At 71.0% G+C, this 16421-nt stretch carries 10 protein-coding genes; 6 read left to right on the top strand and 4 right to left on the bottom strand.

The window, feature by feature from the left end:
- Positions 1-22: 22 nt before the first annotated feature.
- Positions 23-3601: a patatin-like phospholipase family protein gene (locus ACQQ2N_RS05660; RefSeq protein WP_440224713.1), complete on the bottom strand. Its 3579-nt coding sequence runs from the start codon at positions 3599-3601 to the stop codon at positions 23-25.
- Between the two features lie 153 nt (positions 3602-3754).
- Here ACQQ2N_RS05660 and ltaE point away from each other — a divergent pair, with 153 nt between their 5' ends.
- The 3 genes from ltaE (at position 3755) to ACQQ2N_RS05645 (ending at position 7215) form a co-directional block, all read left to right on the top strand.
- Positions 3755-4768 carry a low-specificity L-threonine aldolase gene (gene ltaE, locus ACQQ2N_RS05655; RefSeq protein WP_440224712.1) on the top strand — a complete coding sequence of 338 codons (1014 nt, stop codon included), beginning with the start codon at positions 3755-3757 and terminating at the stop codon, positions 4766-4768.
- 24 nt (positions 4769-4792) lie between these two features.
- The gene (locus tag ACQQ2N_RS05650; RefSeq protein WP_440224711.1) at positions 4793-6388 is read left to right on the top strand and encodes a cytochrome c3 family protein; all 1596 of its coding nucleotides are present in this window, start codon (positions 4793-4795) and stop codon (positions 6386-6388) included.
- A gap of 65 nt (positions 6389-6453) precedes the next feature.
- Positions 6454-7215 (top strand): type 1 glutamine amidotransferase, encoded by a 762-nt coding sequence (locus ACQQ2N_RS05645; protein WP_440224710.1) that lies wholly within the window; start codon positions 6454-6456, stop codon positions 7213-7215.
- A 48-nt stretch (positions 7216-7263) separates the two neighbouring features.
- Here the strand turns inward: ACQQ2N_RS05645 and ACQQ2N_RS05640 are convergent, their stop codons facing one another.
- The 3 genes from ACQQ2N_RS05640 to ACQQ2N_RS05630 all read right to left on the bottom strand — a co-directional run bounded on the left by ACQQ2N_RS05640 (position 7264) and on the right by ACQQ2N_RS05630 (position 11419).
- Positions 7264-8763 (bottom strand): S10 family peptidase, encoded by a 1500-nt coding sequence (locus tag ACQQ2N_RS05640; protein WP_440224708.1) that lies wholly within the window; start codon positions 8761-8763, stop codon positions 7264-7266.
- 99 nt (positions 8764-8862) lie between these two features.
- Positions 8863-9405: a hypothetical protein gene (locus tag ACQQ2N_RS05635; RefSeq protein WP_440224707.1), complete on the bottom strand. Its 543-nt coding sequence runs from the start codon at positions 9403-9405 to the stop codon at positions 8863-8865.
- A 94-nt stretch (positions 9406-9499) separates the two neighbouring features.
- On the bottom strand, positions 9500-11419 hold the full coding sequence (locus ACQQ2N_RS05630) for a hypothetical protein (protein ID WP_440224706.1): 1920 nt from the start codon (positions 11417-11419) through the stop codon (positions 9500-9502).
- A 270-nt stretch (positions 11420-11689) separates the two neighbouring features.
- Between ACQQ2N_RS05630 and ACQQ2N_RS05625 the strand changes: the two genes are divergently transcribed.
- From ACQQ2N_RS05625 to ybaL, 3 genes are all read left to right on the top strand, one after another.
- The gene (locus ACQQ2N_RS05625) at positions 11690-12154 is read left to right on the top strand and encodes a (2Fe-2S)-binding protein (RefSeq protein WP_440224705.1); all 465 of its coding nucleotides are present in this window, start codon (positions 11690-11692) and stop codon (positions 12152-12154) included.
- On the top strand, positions 12151-14475 hold the full coding sequence (locus ACQQ2N_RS05620) for a molybdopterin cofactor-binding domain-containing protein (RefSeq protein WP_440224704.1): 2325 nt from the start codon (positions 12151-12153) through the stop codon (positions 14473-14475). Before ACQQ2N_RS05625 ends, ACQQ2N_RS05620 begins: the two co-directional genes overlap by 4 nt.
- Before the next feature lie 147 nt (positions 14476-14622).
- Entirely contained in the window at positions 14623-16416 is a 1794-nt protein-coding gene (ybaL, locus tag ACQQ2N_RS05615) for a YbaL family putative K(+) efflux transporter (RefSeq protein WP_440224703.1), read from the top strand.
- Positions 16417-16421 lie beyond the last annotated feature (5 nt).

Genomic DNA, 16421 nt, shown 5'->3' with positions numbered 1-16421 from the left:
CGCACGGCTCGGCGCGGCGCGTTCACGGTGTCGTCGCGACCGATCCGGGCGGCAGCCACAGTTCGAGCACGCGCGGCGTCGCGCGCAGCGTCGGCGGCAGCGCACGTACGGCGACCTCGCTGCCCGGCGCGAGGAACGCCGGCCCCGCCGCGCGCACGAGCGCTTCGGCACAGGCGCGGTCGGCCGGGTCGTGCACGAGCAGGGTCGGCTTGCGCCAGCGCGTCGGCGGGTTCGCGCCACGGCGTTCGGCGCTGCGCACGACGTTCTCGACACCGGGCATGCGCTTGCGCGCCTGCGCCTCGGGCAGCAGCGCTGCCACGCGCGCAACGACGGCCTCGCGCGTGGCCTCGTCGTAGACCTGTGTGTAGACGGTGATGCCGCGTTCGTCGAGGCAGGCGGGCAGTCGCGAAGCCGTCGTCGTCGCGGCGATCGGCGACGGTGCGGCAACCGGAACGGGTGGGGACTCGGGTGTCGGCAGCGCGAGCGGTTCCGGCGTCGGCGACACCACGGGCGCGACCGCGACCTGGGTCGGCAGCTGGCCTTCGCAGCCGCGCAGGTCGAGCGGCCGCGCCCATGTGCTGCGGCAGCTCGGATGCCAGTACGACGGTGCGACATCGGAGACCACGCGCCGCGTGGCACCGCACAGCGTGGTGCCCTGCGACGCGGGTGCGGCATCGAGCGCACTGCAGTGGCGCGCGAAGGCCTCGATCACGGTGTCGTAGCGCGCCTGCAGCGAAGCCGGCAGCGTCGCGCGGTCGAGCGCGACGAGGGTCGCGGCGTGTGCGCGCGCGGCGAGCGCGATGCCGGTGGCCGTCGGTGGCAGGCCATCGAGGTAGCGTTCCGCATCGGCGACGCTCGCGACGAGCGCGTCGCGGCGTTCGGCCTGCTCCTTGCGGACCTGGTCCACCGCCTGCCACGCCGCGAACAGCAGCGTGCCCGAGGCGCCGATGCCGAGCGTCGTGCCGAGCGCTGCGGCCGGCACCGCGCGGCGCCAGAACGGCACCTCGCGCTCGACCACGCGCACCACGGGCGTGCGCACCCGCGCGAGCTGGCCCGCATCGGCCGGCGCGGGCGCGTTCCAGCCCGGCAGTTTCGCGAGCCAGTCCTCGCGCAGCTGCTGGCCGAGGTCGAAGCCGAGATGCTGGTAGCTCTCCCACTGCGCCTCGTCGAAGAACTGGTCGCCCGTGCCCTGCTGCGGGAAGCCCGGATGGCGCAGCGCGTAGCCGAGCACGTCGGCGTCGAGGGCCGCATGCAGGTTCGGTTTCACCACGACCAGCGTGCCGGTGTGCGGACCGTTCCCGTCGTCGCGGTAGCGGATGCGTGCGAGCAGCACGCCGCGCGCCGACGTGTTGGCGGCGAGATCCTCGGGCGACAGCACGGTGAGGTCGTCGCCGTCGAGGCCGAAACGTTCGACCGCGTCGGCGTGCGTGTGGAACTCGATCTCGGCACCGAAATCGATGCGCGCCTTGCGCACGAGGTTGTCGAGGTCGCCGAACTCGAACGCCGGATCGGCGCCCGCGTCGGACAGCACGATGAGGTCGAGGCGCCGGCGCAGCAGCGGGTAGACGCCCGTGTTCTCGAAATGGCCGCCGTCGGAGAGGTACCACCACGGCTGGCGCAGTCCGCCGTAGCGCGCGCGTGCCTCGGCGAGCAGCAGGCGAACCTTCGGCAGCGCGCGCCACGCCCATGTGTCCTTCGCGGCCATCGTCGTCGCGTCGGTGAACGGGCGGCGCAGCCAGTAGCCGAGCCGCACGCCGAGGAAGAACAGCGTCATCGCCCAGCCGCTCGACGTGTACGAACCCGCGCCCGGCGACGCTGCGGCACCCGAGATCGCGACCCAGCGGCCCAGCGTGCCGACCGAGGCGTCGCCGTCGAGCGGACGCACCGCGTCGCGCCCCCATTCGAAGCCGCGCGCACCGACGGTCAGCATGCAGCCCTTGCGGTCTGCGTTGTAGAGGTCGCTGGTGTCGTCGCGGGTCTGGTTGAGGCAGGTGTTGACGAGATGGATCGGGCCGCCGCGCGCTTCGGGGCGATAGGCGCCGAGGTCGATGTCGTCACCCGGGATCACGTCGGTGACGCTGTGCACGGCGTCGAGCACGGTCTCGCCGTTGCGCTCGTCGGGCGGTACCGCGGTGGCACCGCCGGCTGCAGCCTCGCGCGCGTGTCCGCTCGCGAAGCGCGCGGGATTGCCGACCGACAGCCACGCCCGCACGAGCCGCGCGCGGTAGAAGCTGTGCAGCGACGAGGCGTTGGCGGTCTGTGCGTGGCGCGCGGTGAGCGCAAGCCAGAGGATCGCGACGGCGGCGACCACGCCCGCGCGTGCGGGCTCGCCCCAGTCGTCCAGGTTCGCGACCGGTGGCCCCGCGAACACGAACCACTGCACCAGCGACGCCCAGCCGAGCACGAGCACGCCGGCCAGTGCGAGGCCGAGCAGGTTGAGCGCGCGCGAACGCCAGTCCAGCCGTGACGCGGTCGCCGCGCTCTCGAGTTTCTGCAGCGGCTCGGCGAGCGCGCGCAGCACGATCAGCGCGACGCCGGTGAGGCCGAGCCCGCCCGACAGCGAGGTCCAGAACGTCGAACCGCCCGTGCGAGCGAGCATGAGGTTGACCTGCCAGCTCGCCGCATCGAGCACGCCGATGCCGAACAGCACGGCCGCGACCACGCTCCAGCGGCGCAATGCACGCGTGAGGCGGTTGCGCTCGCGGGCGACGCCGTCGGCATCGCGCGCCGCACCGCGCACGCGCAGGAACGTGCCGATGTAGCGCACGAGTGCACCACCGGCCGCGAGCATCGCGGCGAGGCCCATGAGGCCCGCATCGAGTGCGACGACGCCCACGGCCGCCCATGCGGTCAGCGCGGCAAGCACGACCAGCACGAACGCGTCGCGAGCACCCGGTCCAGCCCGCGTCGCGGGTTGCCCGGCACGCGCATCCGAGCCGTCGCGTGCGATCCAGTAGGAGAGGATCGCGCCGGGAGTCCCGCCCAGCCACACGAGTGCGGCGATGATCCACCAGGCCGAGGCGATGCCGGGCCAGGTCGCCGCGGGAATCCAGCCCCATTCGTTCTGCACGAGGTGCGGCAGCACGACCGCGACGCCGATCAGCAGCGCGACGAACGCGAACTCGATGTGCACCGCGAGCCAGGCGCGCAGGAACGTCACCACGGCCATGCCGAGGTCGCGCGAACCACCCGGGCTCAGGTAGCGGCCGTTGCGGCGCAGCCACCACATCACCAGCGAATCGGTGCGCGCGAGCGCCTTCTCCGCACGGTCGATGCCGACCGAACCGATCAGGCGGCCGAGCATGCCGCCCGTGAAGCCGCCGCCCGATACGGTCGAGAGATAATCGAAGCGGCGCAGCAGGCCGTTCGCGGCAAGCCCGCGCACGAGGCCGAGGCTGAAGGTCGCGCTGCGGATGCCGCCGCCCGACAAGGCGAGGCCGATGCGGGTCGCCGGCCGCAGGCCGTCGGGAAACGCCTCGCGACGGCGTGCGGCGATCGCCTCGTTCTCGTCGACGAGGCGTGCTTCGAATCCGCCTGGCGCGGATCCGCCCTCGACCGCGTCGGAAGGCGTCGACGGCACCGCGTGCTGCTGCTCGTCCATGGGGGCAGGCTCCGCCTCCGGCGTCGGTGCCGGGCCCGCGTATCGTGCGCCGATCGAGTCCGGAATCCCATCGCCGGCGCGACCTCCGGCATGCGGCGCGCGTGGTGCGACCGGCTAGCATCGCGCCTCCGTCCCACCCACCCGGAGCCCCCGATGACGCCGATCGACCTGCGCAGCGATACCGTGACCCGACCGACGTCGGCGATGCGCGCGGCGATGGTCGCGGCCGAGGTCGGCGACGACGTCTACGGCGAGGACCCGACCGTCGCGGCGCTCGAGGCGCGCGTCGCGCGCGAGCTCGGTTTCGAGGCGGCCGTGTTCATGCCGAGCGGCACCCAGGCCAACCTCGCCGCGCTGCTCGCGCACTGCCAGCGCGGCGACGAGTACCTCGTCGGCATGGAGGCGCACACCTACAAGTTCGAGGGCGGCGGCGCGGCCGTGCTCGGCTCGATCCAGCCGCAGCCGATCGTGCACGCGGCCGACGGCAGCCTGCCGCTCGACGTGCTCGAGCGCTCCGTGAAGCCGGATGACGCGCATTTCGCGCGCACGCGCCTGCTCGCGCTCGAGAACACCTGGCATGGTCGCGTGCTGCCGGCCGACTACGTCGCCGCGGCGACGGCATGGGCGCGCAGCAAGGGGCTGGCCTGCCACCTCGACGGCGCGCGCCTGTTCAACGCGGCGGTCGCGAGCGGCGTCGCGCCGCGCGAACTCGCAGCGCCGTTCGACAGCGTCTCGGTGTGCTTGTCCAAGGGCCTCGGCGCGCCGGTCGGCTCGGTGCTCGCCGGCCGTGCCGAGGTCGTCGCCTCGGCACGGCGCTGGCGCAAGATGCTCGGCGGCGGCCTGCGCCAGTCGGGCCTGCTGGCCGCGGCGGCACTGCATGCGCTCGATCATCATGTCGCGCGCCTCGCCGACGACCATGCGCGTGCCGGCCGACTCGCCGAGGGCCTGCGCCGCGTCGGCGGCGTCGACGTGCTCGGCCACCACACGAACATGGTGTTCGTCGCGGTGCCGGTGGATCGCCTGCGTGCGCTCGACGCGCACCTGCGCGGCGCCGGCGTCGTCGCGAGCATCGGCTACCTGCCGAGCGTGCGCCTCGTGACCCATCTCGACATCGACGACGACGGCATCGAACGTGCGATCGAGGCGTTCGGCACGTTCTTCCGCTGAGGGCGTCTCGCCTATACTGGGCGCATGTCGAAGAAACGCCGCAAGCAGGGGGCTGCGGCGCCTTCAGGCGCTGCCACGCCCCCCGCCAGCCACGCTCCGGATACGTCCGCACCCGAACCGCGTCGCCGCCGCCTGTGGCCGTGGCTGGCCGGTTTCGTCGTGGTGCTCGCGCTCGTGTTCGGCTGGAGCTGGTGGAGTGCGGAACAGTTCGACGCGCGCTTCGACGCTTCGTTCGTCGGCTCGCAGACCTGCGGCGAGTGCCACACGCTCGTGCACGCGCAGTGGGAAGTCTCGCCGCATGCGAACATGCTGCGTGATCCGAGCCAGCAGTCGGTGGTCGGCAACTTCAAGGACGGCGAGTTCCGGCTGCCGCCCGAGAGCCCGGATCCGCTGCGCGGCGAGGTCGTCGCGCGCACCTACATGCGCGGCGGCGCGTACTTCATGGCGATCCGGCATCCCACCGAGGACCGCTTCGTCGAATTCCCGATCACCAAGGTGGTCGGCTACCAGTACCGCCAGGAATACCTGACCCCGGAACCGGGCGGCGTCATGCGCCGCCTGCCGCTGCAGTGGTCGACCGCGACGGGCTCGTACTTCCCTTACTGGAACGTGCAGGAAGGCAGCCCGCAGAGCGTCGCCGACCTCTGGGAGCAGATGACCACGCTGCATTCGGCGTGGAACCTGTACTGCGCGCGCTGCCACGTGACCGACCTCGACATCGTCGCCAAGAACCCTTCGCACACGCGTGCGCAGGTGCGCTGGCACGAGGACGGCATCACCTGCGAGGCCTGCCACGGCCCGGGCAGCCTACATTCGGAGTACATGAAGTCGAGCGCGGCGAACCGCCTCGCGATGTGGGTGCAGAACCACCTCAAGGGCCGCCCGGTGGCCTACATCGCGAGTGCCGCGAAATTGCCCAAGGGCCAGTCGCTGTCGGTGTGCGCGCGCTGCCACGGCGCCGACATCTTCGCCGCGAACTACGACGTCTACCGCACGTTCCAGCCCGGCTACAGCCTCGAGGGCCGCATCAACGACCTGTCGGACTACTTCTTCCAGACCCCGCTCACGCCGGGCCGCAAGGACGCCACGGTCGAGGTCTGGGACAACGGCCGCCCGCGCGGCATCGGCATGATGTTCCGCTCGTTCGTCGAATCCTCGTGCTACGCCAAGGACGAGGTGCGCTGCTACGACTGCCACAACCCGCACGACAACAAGCGCGAGGCCGTGCCGGGCCGCCTGACCGCATCGGCCGGCTCGAACGCGTACTGCACCGAATGCCACGCCGACATCGCGAAGGCACCCGACGCGCACACCAAGCACGCCGGCGGCACGCCGGGCAGCTTCTGCTACGACTGCCACATGCCCTGGCACATCACCAAGCTCAACCGCGGCATCTGGGAGCGCGCACGCACGCACGAGATGAGCTCGATCCCGAACCCGCAGGACAGCGTGAAGTTCGGTCTCGAGAAGGCGCCGAACGCGTGCACGGACTGCCACAAGCCGGAGGGTCCGGAATGGGCCGTCGACGTCATGGAGCGCTGGTGGCCGGGCTCGACGACGCGAACCCATACCTACCGCACGCCGACCGGTTTCGTCGAGCCGCCGGCGGTGCGCCACTGAGTTCGGACATTTAGACGTCGATACGCTACAGTGGCGCGACCCATGTTGCGGAGCAGCATCCACCGGTGTCGCGCCTCCTTGTCTTCCAGCACGTCGCCGCCGAACCGCTCGGCACGCTCGATCCGCTGATCCGGCGGCGCGGCCATCGCGTCAAGTTCGTCAACTTCGAGCGCCAGCCCGACGCCGAGCCGCGCGTGGACCGCTACGACGGCCTCGTCGTGCTCGGCGGCCCGATGAACGTCGAGGACCAGCACGCGCGTCCGCACCTGCGCACCGAGATGCAGGTGATCGAGACGGCGTTGAAGCAGGGCAAGCCCGTGCTCGGCATCTGCCTCGGCGCGCAGCTGCTCGCCCACGTGCTCGGCGCGCCGGTGCGCCGCAACGACACCTCGGAGATCGGCTGGTACGACGTCGCCGCGACCGAGGACGGGCGCCGCGACGGCGTGCTCGGCGGACTCGGCGCGCTCGCGCCGGTGTTCCAGTGGCACAGCTACACGTTCGGCATCCCGCACGGCGCCGAACACCTCGCACGGTCGGCGACCTGCGAGAACCAGGCGTTCCGCTACGGCGGCAATGCCTACGGGTTCCAGTTCCACCTCGAGATGAACCGCCCGCTGGTCGAGCGCTGGCTCGGCCTGCCGCATTACCTCGCCGATCTCGTCGCGGCGCGCCTCGGCCACGATGCCGATGCGATCCGCGCGCGCACCGACGAGCACATCGACGCGATGCAGGCACGCGCCGATACCGTGTTCAACGGCTTCCTCGATCTCGTCGGGCCCGCGCGCGCGGCCACCGTCGGCGGAGAGCGCGAGGCCTTGCGCGCCTGACGCAGCCCGCGCGTGAAGCGCCGGCCGCGTGTCTGGGCCCGCGCCGCGTCAGCGCGCCTTCGTGACGAACGCGTGCAGCTCGCGCGAGAGCTTCTCGAGCGAGGCGGGGTGGCTGTACATCATGTGGCCGGCCTCGTAATAGCTCATCGAGACGTTGGCGCGCAGCTCGGGCTCGAGGCCGAGGTGGTCGAACGTGTACTCGGTCGCGAAGAACGGCGTGGCGAGGTCGTAGTAGCCGTTGGCGACGTGCACGCGCAGGTGCGGGTTGCGGCTCATCGCCGAGCGCAGGCTCTCGCCGACGTCGAGGTAGCCGTGGCCGCCCCACTTCCACGCGCGGCCCGGTTCGCCGCTGAGGATCTCGTAGGTGCGGTCCTCGGCGTAGCCGAGTTCGCGGCCGACGTAGTCGTTGAGCACGGCCGTGTAGGGCCCGAGGATCGCCGTGTACGACGGGTCGGTGTCGAATCGCTCGCCGGCCGCATCGGCGTCGATGCCGCGGTAGCGGCTGTCGAGGCGGCCGACCGAGCGGCGCTGGTCGCGCAGCAGCTCCTTGGTGAAGCGCTGGATGCTCGGGCGCAGGTTGGTGCGCTCGACGAACTCGGCGCTGGTGCCGATGAACGCGGCGACCCTGGCCGCGACCTCGCGCCGGCGCTCGGCCGGCAGGCGCGAGCCGAGCATGAGGGCGGCCGCGTACTCGCCTTCGGCGAAACGGCGCGCGTCGGCGAGGAAGGTTTCGAGCGGCGGCTTCGACGGGATGCGGTCGTGGTACCACGCGGTCGCCGCGTAGGTCGGCAGGAACGTGATGTACGGCAGGTCGTTGCCGGTGTCGAAGCGTGCGGTCTGGAAGTTGAGGATCGACGAGATCAGCATGACGCCGTCGAAGAACATGCCCTCGCGTTCCTGCAGGTGGGCGACGAGGCCGGCCGCGCGCGTGGTGCCGTAGCTTTCGCCGGCGAGGAACTTCGGGCTGTTCCAGCGCTTGGCGCGCACGGTCCACAGGCGGATGAACTCGCCGACCGACTCGACGTCCTCCTTGACCCCGTAGAACTCCTCGGCCTTGGCGTCGCCGAGCGCGCGGCTGTAGCCGGTGCCGACCGGGTCGATGAACACGAGGTCGCTCGCGTCGAGCAGGCTCCAGGCGTTGTCGGTGAGCGTGTACGGCGCAGGCGTGGGCTGCACGGCGTCGGCGAATGCGACGCGGCGCGGGCCGATGACGCCGAGGTGCAGCCATACCGACGACGAGCCGGGGCCGCCGTTGAACACGTAGGTCACCGGGCGCGTCGCCGCGTCGCGCACGCCGTCACGCACATAGGCGACGTGGAACACCTCGGCGCGCGGCTTGCCGGCCTTGTCCTTGAGCACGAGCGTGCCCGCGGTCGCCGTATAGGCGATGCGCTGGCCGCGGATCGTGACCGACGCCTTGTGCGTGCTCGAGCGTTCGGCGACGCCGGCGGACTCGGCCGACTTCGCGTCGGGCTTGCCCGCGGGCGCTTCGGCGGCGTTCGCGCCGAGCGGCAGCAGCGCGGCGAGCAGCCAGTGGAGATGGCGCATCGGGGTTCCCCTTCCGGTATCGAAAGGGGATGTATCGGCGAGTCGGCCGCGCACGGTCAAGTGTCGGGGGGCACACGCGCCCGTGCGCGGCCGTGGAACTCAGCGGCGCGAGGCCTGCGCGCGTGCGCGCAGGCCGACCACGCCGAGCAGGGCCACGAGCAGGCCGAGCATCGGCCAGGAACCGACCGGCAGCGCGACCGATTCGACCGGCGTGCCGGCGAGGTTGGTCATCGTGAAGTCGACCGAGGCGATGACGCCCTGCGGCTGCGGCCCGGACTTGCCGCCGAACACGGCCGCCGCGCGGATCACGTAGGTGCCGGGCTCGTTGCCGGCGGTCGCGTCGGCCGAGATAAGGCCGTCGCTGTCGGTCGAGGCGGCCGATGCGACGACGCTGCCGTCGGCGCTGCCCGATGCGACGACGAAGAACTCGATTTCCTGCCCTGAGACGGGACCGCCCTTTCCGTCGGTGACGCGCACGACCAGCGGCGCCGGGAACGGCGTGCCGACAGTCGTGGACTGCGGATTGCCCGAGACGATCGAGACGGTGAGCGACTGGGCATGTGCCGACAGTGCGAGGAACGAGGTGGCCAGCAGCACGAGCACGCTGGCGAGACGCGGGCGAAGCAAGGACAGGGACGGCATGGAACACTCCTGGTTCGGGGACGGAGGGCGCGCGACAGGCGGGCCTGCGGCAGGACACCCGGGACGGCGCCGGTTCCCGCCACGTCGGCGTGGGTCATTCGAAATCGTCGGCGAAGATGCGGTCGTCGCTCGGGATCATCGTCAGCGAGCGGCTCTCGGCGATGCTCGTGCGGAAGCCGATGATCGAGGGATGGTGGGCTGCGACCTGGCGCGTGCCGGTTGCGAACGCGGTCATCGAGCACTGGCCGCGCCCGTTCGAGCCGATCGTCGCGCGGCACGACTGCATGCCGGCCACGCTCACGATCACCTCGCCGCGACCGAGCGGCAGGCCTGCGAACGGCGTGCGCACGCTCGACACCTCGAACGTCACGGTGCCGCCCTGGATCACGGGGTTCGGCGTGATGCTGCGGATCTCGGTGGTCGTCGCGCTCGAGCCGTAGAGGAACGCGACGCGTCCCGGCGTGCCGGTCGATTCGATCCGGCCGAGGCCGATCGCGAGGTCGTCGACGCCGTCGTCGTTGAAGTCCGCGGCGGCCAGCGACGTGCCGAAGGCGTCGTCGGCACGCAGCGACACGGACACGCCGGCCGATTGGGCGTTGAAATGCCTCGCGCCCTGCATGCGCAGGCCCGACGCCGATCCGTAGGCCACGCTGACGAGACCGGTATCGCGCAGGCCGTTCTCGTTCCTGTACGGCGTGCCGATGGCGAGATCGGCGAAGCCGTCGCGGTTGAAATCGCCCGTCGCCAGGCTGTGGCCGAAGTAGTCCGCCGCGCTGGACGTGCGGCCGAGATCGGCGAGGCTGAAGGTGTGGCTGCGCAGCGCGAGGCGCAGGCCGCTCGAGGAGCCGTACAGGATCGTCACGATGCCTGCGGTCGCGGCGCTTCCGACCGTGCGGCGCGGCGAGGCGACCACGAGGTCGTCGAAGCCGTCGGCATCGAAGTCGCCGACCGCGAGGACGTCACCGAAGCCGCTGCGGGTTTCACCGCCGGGCATGATGCCCGGCAAGCCCATGTAGACGAGGTCGGACACGACGCCGCCGATGGTCGCAGCGCCGTACCACGTGACGACCTGGCCGCGCAGGTTGTCGCAGAACGGGATGCCGATGACGGGACAGCCCTCGGGGTTGAGGCTCGCCGCGACGATGTCGTCGTAGCCGTCGCCGTTGAAGTCGCCGTGGGTCATCGTCTTGCCGAGCAGGTTGTCGACGACGTTGACAGGCGTCGCGCCACCCGTGGTCTGTTCGAGGAACGCGACCGGATTGCCGAGCACGCTGCTGCCCGACCGCCACACGGCGACACCGCCCGACTGCGGCGTCGCCGGCGAGCCATGGCGCGGTGCGCCGACCGCGAGCATCGGCAGGCTCGACGCGTTCGTGAAGCGCGTCGGCGTCGCCAGTGCGGTGCCCTTGCGATGGCCGGCCTGGTGGCCGTGCAGGTTCGGCGAGTTCGATGCCGGCAGGAACAGGTCGTCCGAAGCCTGCAGGCCGCCCTCGAGACCGAACAGCACGTGCACGCCACCGGCGTACGTCAGCGGGGGCGAGCCCAGGGTTTCCATCGGCACGCCGATCGCGAGGTCGTCGCAGCCGTCGCCGTCGAAGTCGGCCGCTGCGAGCGCGGTGCCGAACTGGTCGTTGCGTTCGGCCTGGTCGATCACGCCCGCGCTGTTCTGGTTCCACGCGCGCCCGTTCGCGCGCAGGCCGAGCAGGCGGTCCGCGTAACCCACCGTCACCGCACCGGCGTACTCGAGTCCACTCACGGTGGCGGCCCAGTTGCCGACGGCGATGTCGGCGGATCCATCGCAGTCGAAATCACCCGCCACGAGCAAGGTCGGGTAGTCGGCGCCACCACTGTTCGGCAGTGCGGCGCTGCCGAGATTGTAGAGACGGCTCTGGTCGTCGTGGAGGTCGGCGGCCCGTGCAGACGGCATCATCGTGACGCTCGTCGCGGCGAGCAGCGCGGTCAGCGTGAAGCGGAGCGACGCGGGCGCGCGTCGCAGGACAGGCATGCATGCCATGAAGGATTCCTCGGCTGATAAGGGGTGTGTCCCGGAACCCGTCGAGGCATGCGATCCCGCCAGCGTGCGCGTTGCGAATCATTCCCGTCGCGGCGCCACGACTGTGGAGCGACGGTTACAACTGCGTTTACCGCACCGCAACAACCCGGCCATGCGCGGCCGATAGAATCATCGGTCCGGTCGCGCCAGCGACCCGCGGCAAGGCAGCCGCTCCGAATCTCGGCGACCTCCCCGTCGCCGGCCAATGCACGACCTGCGGAGGTGAAGACGATGCCGACGATCAACGTCAACGGACGCGACCATGCGTTCGAAGGCAATCCCGAGATGCCGTTGCTGTGGTTCCTGCGCGATGTCGCGGGCCTGACCGGCACCAAGTTCGGCTGCGGCATGGCGCTGTGCGGCGCGTGCACGATTCATCTCGACGGCGTCGCGACGCGCGCCTGCGTGACGCCGGTCGCGGCCGCGCTGACCGCCAAGGTCACGACGATCGAAGGCCTGTCTGCCGACGGCGACCATCCCGTGCAGCAGGCCTGGAAGGAACTCAACGTCGCCCAGTGCGGCTACTGCCAGGCCGGCCAGATCATGCAGGCCGCGTCGCTGCTCAAGCAGAAGCCGAAGCCGAGCGATGCCGACATCGACGCGACGATGGCCGGCAACCTGTGCCGCTGCGGCACCTACACGCGCATCCGCGCGGCGATCCATCTCGCCGTGGTCAAGACCGGAGGTGCCGCATGAGCGCCGACGGCCAGATCCCCGTGAAGCCGCTCGACGTGCCGATCGCCAACGAGAGCCGGCGCGCGTTCCTGTTCGGCCTCGGTGCCGGTGCGCTCGTGCTCGCGGTCGGCCTGCCGGCGCCGCGCGCCCTCGCGCAGGAGGCCAGGAAGTACGGCGGCGACGGCATGCCGGGTGGCCTCAAGGACGATCCGCGCACGTTCATCGCGATCGACGCCGATGGCACCGTCACGATCCTCAACCACCGCGCCGAGATGGGCCAGGGCGTGCGCACGAGCGTGCCGATGATCGTCGCCGACGAGCTCGAGGCCGATTTCGCGCGCGTGCGCGTACGTCAGGCACCCGGTGACCAGGAAACCTACGGCAACCAGAACACCGACGGCTCGCGCAGCATCCGCCACGCGTTCGCGCCGCTGCGCCGTGCCGGTGCGGCCGCGCGTCAGATGCTCGAGGCCGCCGCGGCGGCGGCATGGGCCGTGCCTGCGTCGGAAGTGCGCGCGGTGAACCACGAGCTCGTGCATGCGAAGAGCGGCAAGCGCGCGGGTTTCGGCGCGTTCGCCGAAGCGGCCGCGAAGCTGCCGGTGCCCGAGGCCGCGACGCTGCGCCTCAAGGCCGCGAAGGACTTCCGCTACATCGGCAAGGATGGCCGCGCGCTCGTCGACAACGACGACATCGTGACCGGCAAGGCCACGTTCGGCATCGACGTTCGCCTCGACGGCATGCTGTACGCGGTCGTCGCGCGACCACCCGTGTACGGCGGGCGTGTGCGCACGCACGACGCCAAGGCCGCGCTCGCGGTGCCGGGCGTGGTCAAGGTGGTGCCGCTTGACGGCGCGCCGATCCCGTCTGCGTTCCTGCCGCTCGGCGGCATCGCGATCATCGCCGAGAACACCTGGGCCGCGATCGAGGCGCGCCGCAAGCTTGCGATCGAGTGGGACGACGGCCCGAACGCGGGCTACGACTCGGCAGCCTACCGCGCCACGCTCGAGACGGCCGTGCGTGCGCCGGGCAAGCTCGTGCGCGACGCCGGCGACACCTATGCCGCGCTCGAACGCGCGCCGAAGAAGATCGCCGCCGAGTACTACATCCCGCACATCGCGCACGCGCCGATGGAGGCGCCCGTGGCGACGGTGCGCATCGCCGACGGCGCCTGCGAGGCCTGGGCCAGCGTGCAGGCACCCGAGGCCGCGCGCACGCTGCTCGCCGAGCTGCTCAAGCTGCCGAAGGAGAAGGTGACGATCCACCAGACCCTGCTCGGCGGCGGCTTCGGCCGCAAGTCGAAGCCGGATTTCATCGGCGAGGCCGCGCTGCTCTCGAAGGCCGTCGACGGCAAGCCCGTCAAGGTCACGTGGACGCGCGAGGACGACATCGTCAACGACTACTTCCACACCGTGGCCCTCGAGCGCATCGAGGCCGGTGCCGACGCGAAGGGCAAGCCGGTCGCGTGGCTGCACCGTACGGCCGCGCCGTCGATCGGCTCGCTGTTCGGTCCGGACACGAAGCACCAGCGTGCCGGCGAACTCGGCCAGGGCCTGACCGACCTCGGCTTCTTCGGCGTGCCGAACCTGCGCATCGAGAACCCCGAGGCGGCTGCGCACACGCGCATCGGCTGGTTCCGCTCGGTCTACAACATCCCGCACGCGTTCGCGACGCAGTGCGCGGTCGCCGAGCTCGCGCACGCGGCCGGCCGTGATCCGAAGGACATGCTGCTCGACCTGATCGGGTCGCCGCGCCAGGTCGATCCGTCGACGCTCGCAGAAGCCTCGAACTACGGCGAGGATCCGAAGGTGCACACGGTCGACACGGCGCGCTTGCGTGGCGTCGTCGAGGCGGTGGCCAAGGCCTCGCGCTGGGGCCGCACGCTGCCGAAGGGCCGCGGTCTCGGCATCGCCGCGCACCGCAGCTTCGCGACCTACACGGCCGCGGTCGTCGAGGTCGAGGTCGCCGCCGACGGCACGCTGCGCATTCCGCGCGTCGACATCGCGATCGACTGCGGCCTGCAGATCAACCCGGAACGCGTGCGCTCTCAGATGGAAGGCTCGGTGATCCAGGGCATCAGCCTGGCCCTGCTCGGCGAGATCCGCTTCGCCAAGGGGCGTGCGGTGCAGACCAATTTCCACGATTACACCTTGACGCGAATCGACGGTGCACCGGCGGAGATTCACGTGCATGCGGTCAATGCGACCGATGCGTCGCTGCCGCTCGGCGGCGTCGGCGAGCCGGGCCTGCCGCCCGTGCCTCCCGCGCTGCTCAACGCGATCTTCGCGGCGACCGGCAAGCGCATCCGCACGCTGCCGGTGCGCGACCAGCTGCGCGCGGGCTGACGCACGCATGACACGCCGCCACGTCATCGTGGCGGCGTACGGGGCGGGGTTTACACGCATTTACCCCTTGCGTGGCCGGGTGTTGCGGCACGAGCTTGTATAGTCGGGTGTATCCACGCCTGCACCACGCCACCCCAAGGAGAACCGATGCCCCATCACACGCCCCTGATCGCCATGCTCGTCGGCGGCATCGTCCTCGCGTTCGTGTTCGGCATGATCGCGCAGCGCCTGAAACTGTCGCCGCTGTTCGGCTATCTCGTCGCGGGTGTCGTGGTGGGCCCGTTCACGCCGGGCTTCGTCGCCGATGCGCATCTCGCGCACGAGATCTCCGAACTCGGCGTGATCCTGCTCATGTTCGGCGTCGGCCTGCATTTCTCGCTCGGCGATCTGCTGTCGGTACGCAAGATCGCGATCCCCGGTGCGATCGTGCAGATCGCGATCGCGACCGGCCTCGGCATGTTGCTCGCTTGGTCGCTCGGCTGGACGCCCGGCGCGGGCCTCGTGTTCGGCATCTGCCTGTCCGTCGCGAGCACCGTGGTGCTGCTGCGCGCACTCGAGGAACGCCGTCTGCTCGAGACGATGCGCGGACGCATCGCGATCGGCTGGCTCATCGTCGAGGACCTCGTCACGGTGCTCGTGCTCGTCATGCTGCCGGCCGTGGCCGGCCTGCTCGGAGGCAATGTTCCGGACGGCGCGCCGACCGACACGCTCGGCATCCTCAAGGCGCTCGCGTGGACGCTCGGCAAGGTCACGCTGTTCATCGTGCTGATGTTCGCGATCGGCCGCCGCGTGATCCCGTGGGCGCTCGAGCGCACCGCCGCGGTCGGTTCGCGCGAGCTGTTCACGCTGTCGGTGCTCGCGATCGCGCTCGGCGTCGCCTACATGTCGGCGGCGCTGTTCGACGTCTCGTTCGCGCTCGGCGCGTTCCTGGCCGGCGTCGTGCTCAACGAGTCCAAGCTCAGCCACGAGGCGGCCAACGACTCGCTGCCGATGCGCGATGCATTCGCGGTGCTGTTCTTCGTGTCGGTCGGCATGCTGTTCGATCCGAAGATCCTCATCGAGCAGCCGGTCGCGGTGTTCGCGACGTTCCTCATCATCACGGTCGGCAAGTCGATCGGCGCGCTCGCGATCGTGCGTGCGTTCGGCCACCCGTGGCAGACCAGCCTGACCATCGCGACCGCGCTCGCGCAGATCGGCGAGTTCTCGTTCATCCTCGCCGCACTCGGCGTGAGCCTCGGCCTGCTCAGCGAGGAGGGCCGCAACCTCATCCTCGCGAGCGCGCTGCTGTCGATCATCGTCAACCCGATGCTGTTCGTCGTGCTCGACCGCTGGAACGCGAAACGCGAGGCCGAGAAGAACGCGGCCAAGCCGGCCAGCGAGGACGCCGGTGCCGTGCCGGACGAGGAAGCCGACGATTTCCTGCCCGATCGCGCGCTGATCCCGCTCAAGGACCACATCATCCTGATCGGCTTCGGCCGCGTCGGCTCGCGCGTCGGTCGTGCGCTGCACGAGCGCGACGTGCCGCTCGTGCTGATCGAATCGGACCGTGACGACTGCGTCGAGGCGCGCAAGCTCGGTATCCCGTGCATCCTCGGCAACGCGGTCGCCCCACAGGTCCTCGCCGACGCGCACGTCGCCAGCGCACGCGCGCTGCTCGTCGCGATCCCGCAGACGCTCGAGGCCGGGCCGATCATCAAGCAGGCGCGCGAGGCCAATCCGGGCATCGCGATCCTCGCGCGCGCGCACTCGGACGACGAGGTCGCCTACCTCATGAAGGCCGGTGCCGACGCGACGATCATGGGCGAGAGCGAGATCGCACGCAGCATGTGCGACTCGGTCGAGTCGCTCATGCGCCTCGTGCCGCGCCTCGAGGAGGTGCAGCGCACGGGTTCGCATGGTCCCGGTGAAGGTCAGCCGCCGGCGACGCCGTTGCCGGCCTGAGGTAT

Source organism: Dokdonella aquatica (assembly GCF_051987395.1).
Taxonomy (GTDB): domain Bacteria; phylum Pseudomonadota; class Gammaproteobacteria; order Xanthomonadales; family Rhodanobacteraceae; genus Dokdonella.
Note: the sequence above shows the minus strand (reverse complement) of the source record. Positions and strands in the feature narration are given on the sequence as shown.